A 14,257-nucleotide genomic window follows, 5' to 3' on the forward strand; every position below is an offset into this window, starting at 1 on the left:
GGAGCGATGAGACCGAGGGGCGGTTCGTTATCGTGAACCCGGTCCGCGCAGTCCCACCCGCAGGGCGCTGACGTCGTCGTCGAGCCGAGGGGTTTGGGAACACCCCAAACCGAAAAACAGGTTCTCGAGAACGCAGTCCGGATGACTGGCGAACGTCGCGGCCCGTTCCATGAACCGTTCCAGACCAAAGAACTCTCCGTGGTCGATCTCCCATTCATAGCAGCCGTCGGTAAAGAAAAAAAGCACGGTCTCGCCTTCCAGTTCGACGGTCTTCGGGTGCGCGGTACAAGGAACTACGCCCAGTGCGGGCATGCTTGCGGGCAACTGTTTCGGAACCGCTCCGCGGCGCAGCACCATGCCCGGAACGTGCCCGGCGTTGATGTAGTCCAGGGCGGACAGGTCGGCCCGGACATCCGCGACGAACAGGGTGACGAAATCCCCGTCTTCTCCCGCAAACCTGCGTAACTGATCGTTGATCAGTTCCACCAGAGCGGTCAGGCTTTGGGACGGAGCACCGGAAAAGCGAACCATGGCCCGGACCATGGACATAATGAAGGCGGCCTTGGCCCCGTGCCCGCTGACGTCGGCCATGACCACCCGCAGTCCACCGTCGGGCAGGGAGAAATAATCGAAATAATCGCCACTGGCTTGGGACGAAGGCAGATAGAGGCTCTGGACCGTGATTCCGGGGTGATGGGGGGAAGCAGTGGGCAGGAGGCGACGTTGCAGCCGCGCGATTTCCTCGATCTCCCGGTGCATGATCTCGTAGGCTTGGCGCAGACCTCGGGTCAGGCGGACCTGACGCTCGGCAACCCGAATTCTTGCCAACAATTCCAAGGTGTCGAAGGGCTTGATCAGATAATCGTTGGCCCCCAGGTGCAAGGCTTCGGACTTTTGTTCCAGGGAGTCCTCGGAGGTCAGAACCAGGATGAACAAGTCCTGGTCCCGGAATTCCCCGCGAACATGGCGAATCACTTCCAGGCCGCCCATTCGGGGCATGTTTATGTCCAGGACGCAGATTTCCGGGCGGTCTTCCCGGTATGCTTCCAGGGCCTCGACGCCGTCGCGACAGGAGCGGATCCGGTATTCGTCCTGGAGGATCTGCTCCAGGTAGTGCCGCACCGTTATGGAGTCGTCCACGATCATGACGCTGATCAGGGCGTCCACGCCCGTATGGCCACCCTGATGGACGTTCGGGTGGACGCTGGGATGGCCGTTCCGTCGGGCATCCTGGTGCGTGTCCTGGTGCGGTGTCGTCATGGAGTCCAAGAAAGCAAACGGCTAAACATCCAGGGAGTCCCAGACCAGGGTCAGAGGGCCCCAGTTGCACAGGGCCACGTTCATTTCCCGGCCGAAGCGACCGGTGGCGACCCGGGTGGGTAGCAGGGATTCCAATTCGGAAACAAAGGCCGTGAACAGCGTTTCCGCCCGGCGCGGATCCGCGGCCGGATGGAGCGAAGGGCGACGCCCCTTGCGACAATCGGCGTGCAGGGTGAATTGGGATACGGCCAAAATTCGACCTCCCACATCCACCACGTCCCGGTCAAGCCTTCCGGTCTCATTGGGGAAGATCCGGACCTGGGCCAGCTTGCGGGCCATCCGGGCCAGCATGGGCGAAGGCGTCGGCTCGTCCTCGTCTTCGCGTCCGAATCCGACCAGAACCAGCAGTCCCAGGTCGATGGCCGCCACGGGCTCGCCTTCCACCGTCACCGAAGCGGACGTGACCCGCTGGATCACCAGCCGCATGTCATTCCTCCGAATACGTGGCGATGGAGGTGGGCCCCTCGGCCACGGAAACGGCGTGCATGGTTGCTCCGGGTCCGGGCAGCAGGGCCGCGAGGCGGTGATAAATATACCGGGCCAGGTGCTCCGAGGAGGGGTTGATTTCGTTGAATTCAGCCAGTTCGTTCAAGTTGCGGTGATCCAGTTCGGACAGGACTTGCTTGAGCAGGGTCTTGAGTTCCTGGAAATCCATCACAATGCCCAGCTTCGGATCCAGGTCGCGGCCTTGGACCTGGACCTGGACCGCGAAATTGTGGCCGTGCAGGGATTCGCACTTGCCCTGATAATGGCGCAACTGGTGGGCGGAACTGAAATGGTCGGAGACGGTCAGTCTCCAGATACCTTTGGACATGGATGTTTTCCGTTCAGGCTGATGGCGGGGGCGACGCGGACCCGGCATCGTGCCAGGCGGTCACGTCCTTCCAGAATTGCGGGCCCGGGGACACTTGGTGCTGGGGGCCGAGTTGCAGGGTGCATCGCCCCTCGGGCAGGTCCAGGACCACCCGGACCGGTGTCTGACCCGGGTGTTTTTTGAAGAGTCGGTCCAATTCCAGGAGATCTTCCTTGGCCAGGTCGGCGCGCCCGATGCGCAGATGCACCGGCTCGTCGTTGCGGGCGCAGGCCTCGTCAAGAAGACTGACTCGCAGCACTTCCAGCTTGAGCTGTTGAGGAGCGTTTTCCGAGCCCGCATCCCCCCCTCGGCCCTCGTAATCGCTGATCCGGGCTTCCAGGAGCAGCGGGCGGTCGCTTTGAAAGTGACTCTTGGCCGGGACGTAGACATCCCCGAAGACCGTAGCCTCGGCCATGCCGGTGAGATCCTCGATCTGACAAAAGGCCATCTTGTCGCCCCTGCGGGTTTGGAATTCCTTGATCCCGGTGACCAAGACACCCAACCGGACCTCGGTTTTCTTGGACAGCTCTTGGCATTCCTGGATCGTGCGGACTCCCAGCCGACGGGCTTCTTCGCGAAACGGGCGCAGCGGGTTGCTGGTCAGGAAGAATCCTAGGGCTTCCTTTTCAAAGCGGGACTTTTCCTCGTCGCTCCACTCCGGTTCCGGTCCGTCGCCCACCGGATCCAGGCCACAGGCCAGTTCCAGGGCCATGTTCTCTCCGCCGGGCAGACAGGAAAACAGCGACATTTGTGAGCGCTTCTTTTCCTTGGCCCGCTTCTGAGCCGTGGCCATGGCCGTATCCACTCCGGCCAGCACCCTGGCCCGTCCGGGGTGGATGGAGTCGAAAGCGCCGCTCTTGATCAGGTATTCCAGGACGCGCTTGGTCACCTTGCGGGTATTCACCCGCTGGCACAGATCGGTCAACCCGCGATACAGCCCCTCATCCCGGCCCAGGATGATTTCCCGAATGGCCTCCTCGCCCACGTTCTTGACCCCTGATAAACCAAAGCGAATCTTGTCCTCCTCGACGCTGAACCGGGCCTGGCTGTGGTTCACGTCCGGCGGCAGGATCGGGATGTCCATCTCCCCGCAGTCGTTGAGGTACCGCAGAATCTTGTCCGCGTTGTCCACTTCCGAGCTGATCAACGCGGCCATGAATTCCACTGGATAATGGGCCTTGAGATAGGCGGTCTGATAGGAAATCAAGGCATAGGCCGCGCTGTGGGACTTGTTGAAGCCGTATCCGGCGAATTTTTCCATCAGGTCGAAAATCTGGGCGGCCTTGCTCTCGGGCAGGCCGTTCTCGCGCACGCCCTGCATGAACCGGGAACGCTGCTGGGCCATGACCTGGGGGTCCTTCTTGCCCATGGCCCGGCGCAGAATGTCCGCCTCGCCCAGGGAGTAGGCCGCCAGGTCCGAGGCGATCTTCATGACCTGTTCCTGGTAGAGGATCACCCCGTAGGTGTCCTTGAGGATCGGCTCCAGCTGGGGCAGCAGGTATTCCACCGGGAGCTGGCCGTGCTTGCAGCGGATGAAGGTCGTCACCATGCCGCTTTCCAGCGGACCCGGCCGGTACAGGGCCAACAGGGCGATGACGTCCTCGAAGCAGGAGGGCCGCAAATCCATGAGCACCTTGCGCATCCCCGAACTTTCCAACTGGAAGATGCCCTCGGTCCGGCCTTCGCAGAGCAGCTTGAAGGTCTCGGAGTCGTCCAGGGGCAGGTGGGCCATGTCCGGCGGGGCCTTGCCGCCCTCGCGGATCAGATCCACGGCGTCCTGGATCACGGTAAGGGTCTTCAAGCCCAGAAAGTCGAACTTGATCAGCCCCACGCTCTCCACGCACTTCATGTCCCACTGGGTGACGGTTTCCTTCTTCTTGCCCACGCACAGCGGAACGTGCTCCACCATGGCCCGGTCCGAGAGGACCACGCCCGCCGCGTGGGTGGAGGCGTGCCGGGCCAGCCCTTCCAGGCGCAGGGAAATGTCGATCAACCGGCCCACGGTGGGATCGCTCTCGGCCAGCTTTTTCAGATCCGGCTCCTGCTCCAGGGCCTTGGCAATGGTCATGCCCAGGGAGCCGGGAACCAGCTTGGCGATCTTGTCCGTTTCCGCGGGCTTGAGCCCCAGTGCCCGACCCACGTCGCGCACCGCGGCCCGAGCCTTCATCCGGCCGAAGGTAATGATCTGGGCCACGTTGTTCTGGCCGTACTTTTCCGAAACGTACCTGAGCACCTCTTCGCGTCTCGTAAAGCAGAAATCCACGTCGATATCCGGCAGGCTGACCCGTTCGGCGTTCAGGAAGCGCTCGAAAAGCAGATTGTAGGGGATGGGGTCCAGGTCCGTGATCCGCAGGGCGTAGGCCACCAGGCTGCCGGCGGCGGACCCCCGGCCCGGGCCCACGGGGATGTTCCGGGACTTGGCCCAGTTGATGAAATCCTGGACAATGAGGAAATATCCGGCAAAGCCCTTGGAGCAGATCACGTCCAGCTCTAAGGCCAGCCGCTGGTCGTAGACCTCCCGCTCCGCTCCCGGTCGAATCTTGGCCAGCCGCTCATCCAGCCCCTTGCGGGCGGCCCGGCGCAGCTCCTCCTCCAGGGTCATGCCCTCGGGCAGGCTATAGGCCGGGAAGTGTGGCTTGTTGAAGGTCAGTTCCAGATTGCAGGCTTCGGCGATTTCCGCGGTGGCCGCCAATGCCTGGGGGCAGTGGGCAAAGGCGGCCTCCATTTCCTCGGGGCCGCGATAGTACAGTTCCTTGGTGTCGAAGCGCATCCGCTTTTCGCTCGTCTCACAGGCGTTGGTCTGGATACAGAGCAGGATGTCATGGGCCTGGACGTCCTCGGCGGTCAGGTAGTGGCAGTCGTTGGTGGCCACCAAAGGCAGCTTGGTTGCCTCGGCCAGTTCTTGCAGCCGTTCGTTCAGGATTACTTGGTCGGCCAGCCCGTTGGCCTGCATTTCCAGATAGAACCGCCCCGGAAACACGTCCGCGTAAAACCTGGCCGTCTCCAGCCCGATGTCGAATCCTTCATGGGTCAGCTTGTAGGGCACCTCGCCCTTGAGACAGGCGGAGAGCGCGATCAGCCCTTCGGAGTGTCGGGTCAGGATTTCCTTGTCCACCCGCGGCTTGTAGTGGAAGCCTTCCATGTGCCCCATGGACACGAGACGAATCAGGTTGCGGTAGCCGGTCTCGTTCTGGGCCAGAAGTACCAGATGGTATCCGGCCTGGGACGCGGAGCGGGCGTCCCGGTCGTGGCGGCTGTTCCGGGCCACGTAAACCTCGCAGCCAATGATCGGCTTCAGCCCGAAGGACTTGGCCGTCTTGTAGAACGTGATCGCGCCGTACAGATTGCCGTGGTCCGTGATGGCCACGGAATTCATGCCGAAATCCTTGGCCTTGGCGCACAAATCCTTGATCCGGATCGCGCCGTCCAGCAGGCTGTATTCGGTGTGGCAGTGCAGATGAACGAAGTCGGGCATGGGGGAAGTGAAAGACAGAAGTCAGAATTCAGAATTCAGGAGCCGGAGGGTGGAAAAGCGTGAAAGTCGGGGCTTGGCATCCGGACGAATATCGATGTTCGGGTTTCCCCGTGCCGCTCCATTCATCTTTCGACCTTCTCCTTTTTCCGCCCCTGGGGCCGAGGGAATTTCGTGAGTGGGGACTCATCCCAAAGACTTGGCCACCTTGGCGGTCAGGCGCATCAGTTGGTTGCAGAATCCGGCCTCGTTGTCGTACCAGACGATGACCTTGGCCATCTTGTCCCGCATCACGCTGGTGCAGGGGCCGTCCACCACGCCGCCGTAGATGCTGCCGTAGTAGTCCACGGAAACCAGTGGTTCCTCGGTATAGCCGAGGATGTCCTTCAACGGGCCTTCGGCGGCCTGGCGAAAGGCGGCGTTGAGGGCGTCCTTGTCCGTGGGTTTGGTGGTGTGGACCACGAGATCGACCATGGAGACGTTGGGCGTGGGTACGCGGATGGCCATCCCGTCCAGTCGGCCTTTGGTTTCGGGCAGGACTTCGGCCACGGCCCGGGCCGCGCCGGTGGTGGTGGGCAGCATGGACATGCAGGCGGCCCGGCCGCGGCGCGGGTCCTTGTGCGAGCCGTCCAGGATGCGCTGGCTCATGGTGTAGGAATGGACCGTGGTCATCAGCCCGTAGTCAAAGCCGAAAGCGTCGCTGATCACCTTGACCGTCGGGGCCAGGCAGTTGGTGGTGCAGGAAGCGTTGGACAGGATATGGTGGGTGAAGGGGTCGTAGGCGTTGTCGTTGACTCCCATGACCACGGTCAGATCCGGATTTTTGGCCGGTGCGCTGATCAGCACCTTTTTCGCCCCGCATTGCAGATGTTTTTGGCAGCTTTCCCGGTCGGTGAACTTGCCGGTGGTTTCCAGGACGATGTCCACGCCCAGGTCCTTCCAGGCCCATTCCCCCGGTCCATGGCGGGTAACCTTGACTTGTTTTCCGTTCATCAGGAACCCGTCGTCGTTGGCTTCCAGATCCCCGTTGAACCGCCCGTGGACGGAGTCGTACTTTAATAAGTGAGCCAGGGCCTTGTTGTCCGCTCGGGCATTGACCGCCGCCAGTTGCAGATTCTTGTTTTCAGCCAACAGCCGCACCACATACCGTCCGATGCGTCCAAAACCGTTGATTCCTATGCGTACGGGCATCGTATATTCCTCCTTTCTGGAACAATACCAAGATGTTGATGAAAAAAGATCGCAACGGCCATTGCCAGAAGCCGACACCGAAGATATATACCAAGCTTTGAGGATAAGCAAAAGGAAATCAGATTGCACTCCTGAGAGGGCTTTTGTCAGGGAAAATCTGTTCTCATCAAAGTCGAAATCGCGATCGAAATCGAAATCGGAATTGAAAATAGCTGTGCATAACTCCGTTATAACATCATTTTCTTGGGCATGACGCTCGATTTCGATCACGATTTCGATTTCGATTTCGATTTAGATACCGATACCGGTTCAGATAGTGGACGAGTTAGAGCAAATCTGCCCAGGGGCTTTCGCGGCGAATCGGCTTCTTGAGGATGATTCATGCAGGTGACGGAAAATCAGTTTTACATGCTTAAGGACATCCACGTACTGACCAAGGTGGGGTCCAAGGGGGGATGCCTTCCGCTTAAGGACGCCTTGATCTACGATCCAAAGGAGTTGCGGAGTCTGCAAGACAACGACTACGTCAAGTCCGTGACCTTGATGATGCCCTGTGGCGGAGAGGTGCGCGGGTTTAAGTTGACGCGCAAGGGCGAGTGGACCTTACGCAAGCTGGAGGCCAAGTACCGATTGGACTCCCTGGACGCCGCGATCCAACTCCACGCGGAACGCCACTGCCTGACCCCGGATCAGGTGGATATTCTTCGAGACATCTATCATTTCTGCAGGTTGCGCAAATCCGGCGGCATCTTCCCGCGCAAGGAGGCCGAGGCGGCCTGTCGGGCGGATGATTTGGAGTTTCTGTATCTGCATGGGTATATTCTGAAAATCCAATCCGGCGACTCATCCGGCAGGAAAGAGAAGGGATTTATTCTCTCCAACAAGGGCGAAGACGTCGTGCGCGACGTGGAGGCCCCAGCGGAGCAGGGAGCTTGCTGCCCTTGAACTCCGCGTTGTTTCCAAACCGAGACGGCGATGCAGCGCGCCACGCGGCCTTGGTTGCCGCGGCGCAATGTCTGCGGTTCGATGTCGCGAAGCGGTCCTGGGCCGTTTATCGCCCCGGGGACCTGGAAGCGCTGTGGCGACAAATGGGCGAGGCTGATTTCGGGCCGGATGAGCGGATTCCCTATTGGGTGGAGTTGTGGCCGGCCAGTTTGCTGCTGGTGGAGTGGCTGGATCAATGCCGGGACCGGGTTCGAGGAAAGGTCTGCCTGGACGTGGGCTGCGGTTTGGGCCTGAGCGCCTGCGTGGCCGCGGATGCCGGGGCGCGAGTGATAGGGCTGGACTACATCCGGGACGCCCTGCGGTATGCCCAGGTGAACACCGAGGAAAACGGAGTGGAATTCCCGCCGCTCTGGGTCCAGATGGACTGGCGGTGGCCCGGACTCAAGCCTCGCTGTTTCGACCTGATTTGGGGGGCGGACATCTTTTACGAAAAGCGGTTTGCTCAGCCCCTGATGCGTCTTTTCGAGCATGTTTTGGCCCCAGGCGGCCGTGTCTGGCTGGCCGAGCCGGAGCGCAGCGTCTCCTCCGGCGCCTGGGAACTGTTGCGGGAAGCCGACTGGGAGGTGCGCCGGGCCACGCGCAAGGTGGTGCCGACCGAAGGATACACGGTGAACATCAATATCTGGGAAGCACAAAAAAGCGAGGTGGAGCATGGGTAAGACGATTCGATTTGGGGTTTCATTGGATTCCGATCTCTTGGAGAAATTTGACGCGCTGTGCGATGAGCGATCCTACCAGACTCGGTCCGAGGCCATCCGCGACCTGATCCGCAATATGCTGGTTCAAAAAGAGTGGGAGGATCTGGACGGGGAAACCGCGGGCACGCTGACCATGGTCTATGATCATCATCAAAGCGACCTGGCCCAGAAGCTGACCGAATTGCAGCACGACTATCTGGACATCATCGTGACTTCCCAGCATGTCCACCTGGACCACCACAACTGCATGGAAATTCTGGTGCTGCGCGGAACCGGCGAGCGCTTGCGTGACCTGGGCGCAAAACTGACCGCCACCAAGGGGGTCAAACACGGCACCTTGAACCTGACCACCACCGGCAAAAACCTGGAGTAAAGCCGGGGGCCCATGCTCGACGACGTTCAAAACACCCCGGCCACGGTTCCCGTGGACATTGACCGGGTCGGCATCCGCCACGTCCACTTTCCGCTCGCGGTTTTGGACAGGGCCCAGGGCCGGCAGAACACCGTGGCCCAGGTGGAAATGGGCGTGGACTTGCCGGCCCGCTTCAAGGGCACCCACATGAGCCGGTTCGTGGAGGCCCTGCAGGCCTGGTCCGGTGTTTTGGACTATCCGAACTTGAAGCACCTCCTGGGCGACATCCAGAACCGGCTGGACGCCCGGAAGGCCTGGATCAGCTTCTGTTTTCCCTTTTTCCTGGAGCGGTCCGCGCCGGCCAGCGGCAGCCGCTCCCGGATGGACTATCAATGCCGGGTGGTCGGGGAACACCAAGATGGTCGGCTGCTGTTCGGCCTGGAGGTGGAGGTCCCGGTGATGACCGTCTGCCCCTGCTCCCTGGCCATTTGCGAACGAGGCGCTCACAGTCAGCGGGCCATGGTCCGGATCAGGACCCGAAACAAGGGGCTGATCTGGCTGGAAGACCTGATCGAACTGGCGCAGGAATCCGCTTCCTCTCCGGTTTACGCCCTGCTCAAGCGCGAGGACGAGAAACGGATCATCGACAACGCGTTCGAACAACCTTGCTTCGTGGAAGACGTGGTCCGCAACGTTTCCCGCGGCCTGGAACGCCTGAATCAGCTTTTGTGGTACCGGGTCGAAGTGGAAAGCCAGGAATCCATCCACAACCACAGCGCCTACGCCCGGATCGAGCGGTCCCTTGCCCAGGCGAAGAATGTGGTAGCGGGATAGCTGGTCAGCCAGTCGAAATCGAAATCGAAATCGCTATCGAAATCGGAATTGAAAAATGCCGTACATCGCCCCACGACGACGTCATCTTCCTGGACATGATGTTCGATTTCGATCACGATTTCGATTTCGATACCGATTCAGATAACGGATGAGGATCGAAACCAAATCTGTCCTGGATCGTCATCAGGATTTGAAAAACAAGATCGACTCGGGTAGACTTTGTCTTCTGACCCTGCCTTTTCGCGGCACCGACCTGGACCGTCGACCCTCGGGACAAGGAGCCGAACATGAACATATCCCCCAATATCCAAGCCATGCAGGCCATTGGTTTGTCCCGCCAAATCGGGGCGAACAACGTGGCCAACATCAACACGCCTGAATTCAAGGCCTCGCGGTTGACTCTGGAAACCGGGCCGGATGGCTACGGGGTCCGGCCGCAAAGCATTGACCAAGACACCTCGCCCGGTCCGCTTATGCCCGCGCTGGAAGGAAAAGTGGACGAGGACGGGGTGCTGAACACGGTCTGGGGACTGACCGAGGGCAGCAACACCGAGCTGGTTACGGAAATGGTCAACTCAATCCGGGACGAGCGGGCCTTTGAAGCCAACGTGGCCATGGTCCGTGCCTGGGACGACATGACCGGAACCGTCCTGGATCTGCGTGCGTGAATGACTTCACGGCCCAGGACGAGCCTCGCTCGCTCTGGGACAATCTGACTTCGCACCAGGCGGATCGGTACGCCCTGGTCTTGGCCGCCGCGGGAATTCCCTATCGTTTCCGTCGTTCCGGCTGGGGGTGGACCCTGGAAGTTCTGGAGCGGGACGTTTCCCAGGCCGTGACGGAAATCGAACAGTTCAATCTCGAAAACCCCCTTCTGGAGGACCACCGCCCTCGTCCGGCCCTATCTCCCCCCCCCCCGCCGCAAACCCTGACCGGAGCGGCGGCGGCCCTGCTTCTGCTGGTTTTCCACTTGGTCACGTCCCGCGACGGGGCTCATGAGGCCATGATCATGGAGGCCGGAGCTCACGCGGCCCGGATTCTCGAAGGCGAATATTGGCGTGCGGTGACCGCTTTGACGCTGCACGCGGACGCCCGCCATCTGGCTGGGAACATGCTGGGCATCGCTGTCTTCGGCACGCTGCTGTGCCGGAGAGTGGGCGTGGGCGCGGCCTGGCTGCTGATCGTTCTGGCCGGGGCCGGCGGGAATCTGCTCAATGCCTGGCTGCATCAGGCCGGTTTCCTCTCCATCGGGGCTTCCACGGCGGTTTTCGCGGCCGTGGGGCTGCTGGGCGGGGTCCGGGTGTTTCCCGTGGAGGGCACGGAGTATTCCGGCGCCAGATCCTGGCTGCTTCCCGCCGGGGCGGCCTTCGGGCTGCTGGCCATGCTGGGCAGCGACGTACAAACCGACATCGGGGCACACCTGATGGGCTGCGTGGTGGGTTTCGTTCTGGGAATCGCCTATACCCTGCTGGGGCCGCGCCACGTCAGCGAAACCCGTCAGAATCATCTGCTCCTGGCCGCCCTGGCAGTGATTGCCGGATCCTGGTGGCTGGTCCTGGAAGGTGGCTGAGCTTTTGCCCGATCCACATCAACCGTTTTTTTGTTTCGATCCACAAAGGAGAACCGCAATGCACTGCAAGACTGTCGCCACCCTCGGTCCGGCTTCGCTGAACTACGATGTAATGAAGGCCATGGTTCAGCATGGGGTCCGCATTTTTCGACTGAACTTCTCCCATGCCGACGCCCAATTTTTCGTTCCGGCCATGGAGATGATCCGCGGCTTGGAGCGGGAGCTGGAACTGCCGCTAACCGCCATGGCCGACCTGTGCGGTCCGAAGGTGCGCATCGGCGACGTGGATGGTTCGCCGCTGCAAGTGAACAAGGGAGGCCACGTTCTTTTGGGGCCTCTGGAGCTGAAGCGCCCTGGTTCCGCTCCCTATATCAGCCTGGAGATTCCGGCCCTGCTGCAAGGCCTTCAGGTAGGCATGCCGGTGAACCTCAGTGACGGCATGCTCCAGTTTCGCGTCTCCCGTGTGCTTCAGGAGAACGAACTTTTCGAACTGGAGGCCCAGAACGGGGGCTATCTGACCTCGCACAAGGGAATTTCCTTTCCCGGCAAGAGCCTCTCGATCAAGGCGTTGACGGACAAGGACCGCAAGGATGTCCGCGAAGCCCTGGAGATCGGCATCGACGCCGTGGCCCTGTCCTTCGTGCAGGAAGCCTCGGATGTGGCCGACCTGCAGCAAGTGATCCGGGAGCAGGGTGCGTGGATTCCGGTGATCGCCAAACTGGAGCGCCAGAACGCCGTGGACAACCTGGATTCCATCCTGGCTCTGGCCGACGGGGTGATGGTCGCCCGGGGCGACCTCGGCCTGGAGTGCCCGCTTTCGGCCCTGCCGATCATCCAGAAAAAAATCCTCCGGGCCTGCCGCCATGCCCAAAAACCGGCTATCGTGGCCACCCAGATGCTCTTGTCCATGGTCACGAACCCCATTCCCACCCGGGCTGAATGCACGGACGTGGCCAACGCCATTCTGGACGGCGCGGACTGCGTGATGCTGTCCGAGGAAACCGCGGTGGGCAACAACCCGGTGGAGGCGGTGCGCTACATGCACGACATTGCCAGGGACGCGGAGGCCTATTATCTGGAGCGGCTGGGTGAGCCCTACTTTCCCAAGAAGGAAAAAAATCCCGGCAAGTATTTGGCTTATGCCGCCTGTCTGCTGGCGGACAACGCCGAGAGCAAGGCCCTGGTCTGCCACTCCACCAGCGGCACCACGGCCCGGTTGGTTTCCAGCCGTCGACCAGCCCGGCCCATCTACGCCCTGACCACCGACGACCGGGTCCTGCGGGCCCTGAATTTTGTCTGGGGGGTCCATCCCCGCCTCGTGAAGCCGCAATTGGACAGCCATATGGGCCGGGCCACCAATTTCGTGCAGGAGTTTTCCGAGTTCCTGCCCGGAGAAAACGTGGTCATCACTTCGGGACAGAAAACCCCGGGACAAAAGGGAATGTCCACCAACCAGATCAAAATCTACACCAAATAACGTCCACCCTTCCACCGTGCTTTCAGCCCGCGCTCGGCCCTTCCCGCCGAGCGCGGGCTTTTTTTCATCACCGGCTTTTCGCCCATTTCGTCGGTTGCGACTTGTATTTGAAAAGTCATTCAGGACTTGACTTTGCGTCAGAATGTTGACACGGATCAGTTCTTTGGTTGAGAGGCGGTTTTCATTCTCTTTCCCGCACGGTAGTCAGGAGTGTGTCGTCATGGGCGTTGATCGGACTGGAATCATCGGGGAGAGCCCCAGTCTGCGGCAGGTTTTCGGCGTGCTGGCCAAAGTGTCGCCCACTGACAGCACCGTTCTGGTCACCGGAGAATCCGGGACCGGAAAGGAACTGCTGGTGCGCGCTCTGCACGCCAACAGCAAGCGAAAAGGCAAGCCTTTCGTGCCCATCAACTGCGGCGCCATCCCCAGGGATCTGATCGAATCCGAGTTGTTCGGCCATGAAAAGGGCGCGTTCACGCATGCCATTCGTTCCCGGGCGGGCCGTTTCGAAATGGCCGACGGCGGAACGATCTTTCTGGATGAAATCGGGGAACTGGATCTGACCCTGCAGGTGAAGATTCTGCGGGTGATCCAGGAAAAGGAATTTGAACGGGTCGGCGGGACCGTGACCACCAAGGTGGACGTGCGCATCGTCGCGGCCACCAATCGGGATCTGGAGCAGGAGGTGGCCCAGGGACGATTCCGGGAGGATCTGTTTTATCGTCTGAACGTGATCCCGATCCACCTTCCCCCGCTGCGCGAACGCGACGACGACATCATCTTGCTGGGGAAGCATTTTCTGAACGTGTTCTGCGAGCAAAAACAACGGGATCTGTTGCGCTTGTCGCCCAAGGCCCAGGACTTTTTGATCGCCTACCCCTGGCCCGGAAATGTCCGGGAACTGGAAAATTTCATGGAGCGCATTTCCATTCTGTGCGAGAACAGTGAAGTCGCTCCCGAGGATTTACCCGATAAAATTCTGAAGTTCGTGGGCCATGAAGTCCCGAAGCGACAGCCGAAACTCGCCCTGGAAGGCTTTGCCTGGCCGACCCTGGTGGATTTGCGCGGTCAGAGCGGAGGGTTGAAAGAGTTCATGGACGAGATCGAAGACCGCCTGCTTCAGGAAGCCCTGGAGGAGTGCGGGGGCGTCAAAAATCAGGCGGCGGAACTGCTGGGAATCAAGCGAACCACGCTGATAGAAAAGCTCAAGAAGCGCAACGCCGCCAACGGCTGACCGCGAGCATGACGACGGCCTCGGCCTTGCCTGTCTGAGCGAAGAGATTATTTCTTTTCTTCATGATCAGCATGCTTTTTGCTATGAAATTCTTTGAGCCAGGCCCCCAGGAATCCTTTTCGTCGCGCGACCTTGCCTTTGACGGATCCGAACACCATGCCCGTATTTTCCCGCCAGTCCCATGCAGTCGCTTCGCGGCGACGTACGCGAACCCAACGGTTTAGCTGGTTCATCCCGATGGCAACAGCTCG

Annotated in this window: 14 protein-coding genes; 8 read left to right on the top strand and 6 right to left on the bottom strand. The window is 60.6% G+C overall.

Features of this window, described 5'->3' with window-relative positions; all coding sequences use genetic code 11:
* Positions 1-27: 27 nt before the first annotated feature.
* From GY33_RS0110660 to gap, 5 genes are all read right to left on the bottom strand, one after another.
* Positions 28-1,260: a PP2C family protein-serine/threonine phosphatase gene (locus tag GY33_RS0110660; protein ID WP_051822515.1), complete on the bottom strand. Its 1,233-nt coding sequence runs from the start codon at positions 1,258-1,260 to the stop codon at positions 28-30.
* Positions 1,261-1,281: 21 nt separating this feature from the next.
* Positions 1,282-1,746, bottom strand: a complete 465-nt coding sequence (dtd, locus tag GY33_RS0110665) for a D-aminoacyl-tRNA deacylase (RefSeq protein WP_031387331.1) — start codon at positions 1,744-1,746, stop codon at positions 1,282-1,284.
* A 1-nt stretch (position 1,747) separates the two neighbouring features.
* Positions 1,748-2,134 carry a 6-carboxytetrahydropterin synthase QueD gene (gene queD / locus GY33_RS0110670; RefSeq protein ID WP_031387332.1) on the bottom strand — a complete coding sequence of 129 codons (387 nt, stop codon included), beginning with the start codon at positions 2,132-2,134 and terminating at the stop codon, positions 1,748-1,750.
* A 13-nt stretch (positions 2,135-2,147) separates the two neighbouring features.
* The gene (dnaE, locus tag GY33_RS0110675; RefSeq protein ID WP_031387333.1) at positions 2,148-5,648 is read right to left on the bottom strand and encodes a DNA polymerase III subunit alpha; all 3,501 of its coding nucleotides are present in this window, start codon (positions 5,646-5,648) and stop codon (positions 2,148-2,150) included.
* Positions 5,649-5,831: 183 nt separating this feature from the next.
* Complete coding sequence (gap, locus tag GY33_RS0110680; protein WP_031387334.1) at positions 5,832-6,836, bottom strand: type I glyceraldehyde-3-phosphate dehydrogenase; 1,005 nt, start codon at positions 6,834-6,836, stop codon at positions 5,832-5,834.
* A gap of 381 nt (positions 6,837-7,217) precedes the next feature.
* Between gap and GY33_RS0110685 the strand changes: the two genes are divergently transcribed.
* The 8 genes from GY33_RS0110685 (at position 7,218) to GY33_RS0110720 (ending at position 14,006) form a co-directional block, all read left to right on the top strand.
* Positions 7,218-7,781, top strand: a complete 564-nt coding sequence (locus GY33_RS0110685; RefSeq protein WP_031387335.1) for a hypothetical protein — start codon at positions 7,218-7,220, stop codon at positions 7,779-7,781.
* Positions 7,769-8,500, top strand: a complete 732-nt coding sequence (locus GY33_RS0110690; RefSeq protein ID WP_235185505.1) for a class I SAM-dependent methyltransferase — start codon at positions 7,769-7,771, stop codon at positions 8,498-8,500. Before GY33_RS0110685 ends, GY33_RS0110690 begins: the two co-directional genes overlap by 13 nt.
* Complete coding sequence (gene nikR / locus GY33_RS0110695; protein WP_028573348.1) at positions 8,493-8,912, top strand: nickel-responsive transcriptional regulator NikR; 420 nt, start codon at positions 8,493-8,495, stop codon at positions 8,910-8,912. Before GY33_RS0110690 ends, nikR begins: the two co-directional genes overlap by 8 nt.
* Positions 8,913-8,924: 12 nt before the next feature.
* Positions 8,925-9,725 carry a GTP cyclohydrolase FolE2 gene (gene folE2 / locus GY33_RS0110700; protein WP_031387337.1) on the top strand — a complete coding sequence of 267 codons (801 nt, stop codon included), beginning with the start codon at positions 8,925-8,927 and terminating at the stop codon, positions 9,723-9,725.
* A gap of 287 nt (positions 9,726-10,012) precedes the next feature.
* Positions 10,013-10,393, top strand: a complete 381-nt coding sequence (locus GY33_RS0110705) for a flagellar basal body rod C-terminal domain-containing protein (RefSeq protein ID WP_031387338.1) — start codon at positions 10,013-10,015, stop codon at positions 10,391-10,393.
* On the top strand, positions 10,390-11,295 hold the full coding sequence (locus GY33_RS19190) for a rhomboid family intramembrane serine protease (protein ID WP_051822516.1): 906 nt from the start codon (positions 10,390-10,392) through the stop codon (positions 11,293-11,295). Before GY33_RS0110705 ends, GY33_RS19190 begins: the two co-directional genes overlap by 4 nt.
* A 58-nt stretch (positions 11,296-11,353) precedes the next feature.
* Positions 11,354-12,772, top strand: a complete 1,419-nt coding sequence (pyk, locus tag GY33_RS0110715) for a pyruvate kinase (RefSeq protein ID WP_031387340.1) — start codon at positions 11,354-11,356, stop codon at positions 12,770-12,772.
* 220 nt (positions 12,773-12,992) lie between these two features.
* Positions 12,993-14,006, top strand: a complete 1,014-nt coding sequence (locus GY33_RS0110720) for a sigma-54 interaction domain-containing protein (protein ID WP_031387341.1) — start codon at positions 12,993-12,995, stop codon at positions 14,004-14,006.
* Between the two features lie 47 nt (positions 14,007-14,053).
* Here the strand turns inward: GY33_RS0110720 and GY33_RS21345 are convergent, their stop codons facing one another.
* Positions 14,054-14,239 carry a hypothetical protein gene (locus GY33_RS21345; RefSeq protein WP_161788468.1) on the bottom strand — a complete coding sequence of 62 codons (186 nt, stop codon included), beginning with the start codon at positions 14,237-14,239 and terminating at the stop codon, positions 14,054-14,056.
* Between the last annotated feature and the right edge of the window lie 18 nt (positions 14,240-14,257).

It is taken from the genome of Desulfonatronum thiodismutans (genome assembly GCF_000717475.1).
In the GTDB taxonomy this organism is placed as follows: domain Bacteria; phylum Desulfobacterota; class Desulfovibrionia; order Desulfovibrionales; family Desulfonatronaceae; genus Desulfonatronum; species Desulfonatronum thiodismutans.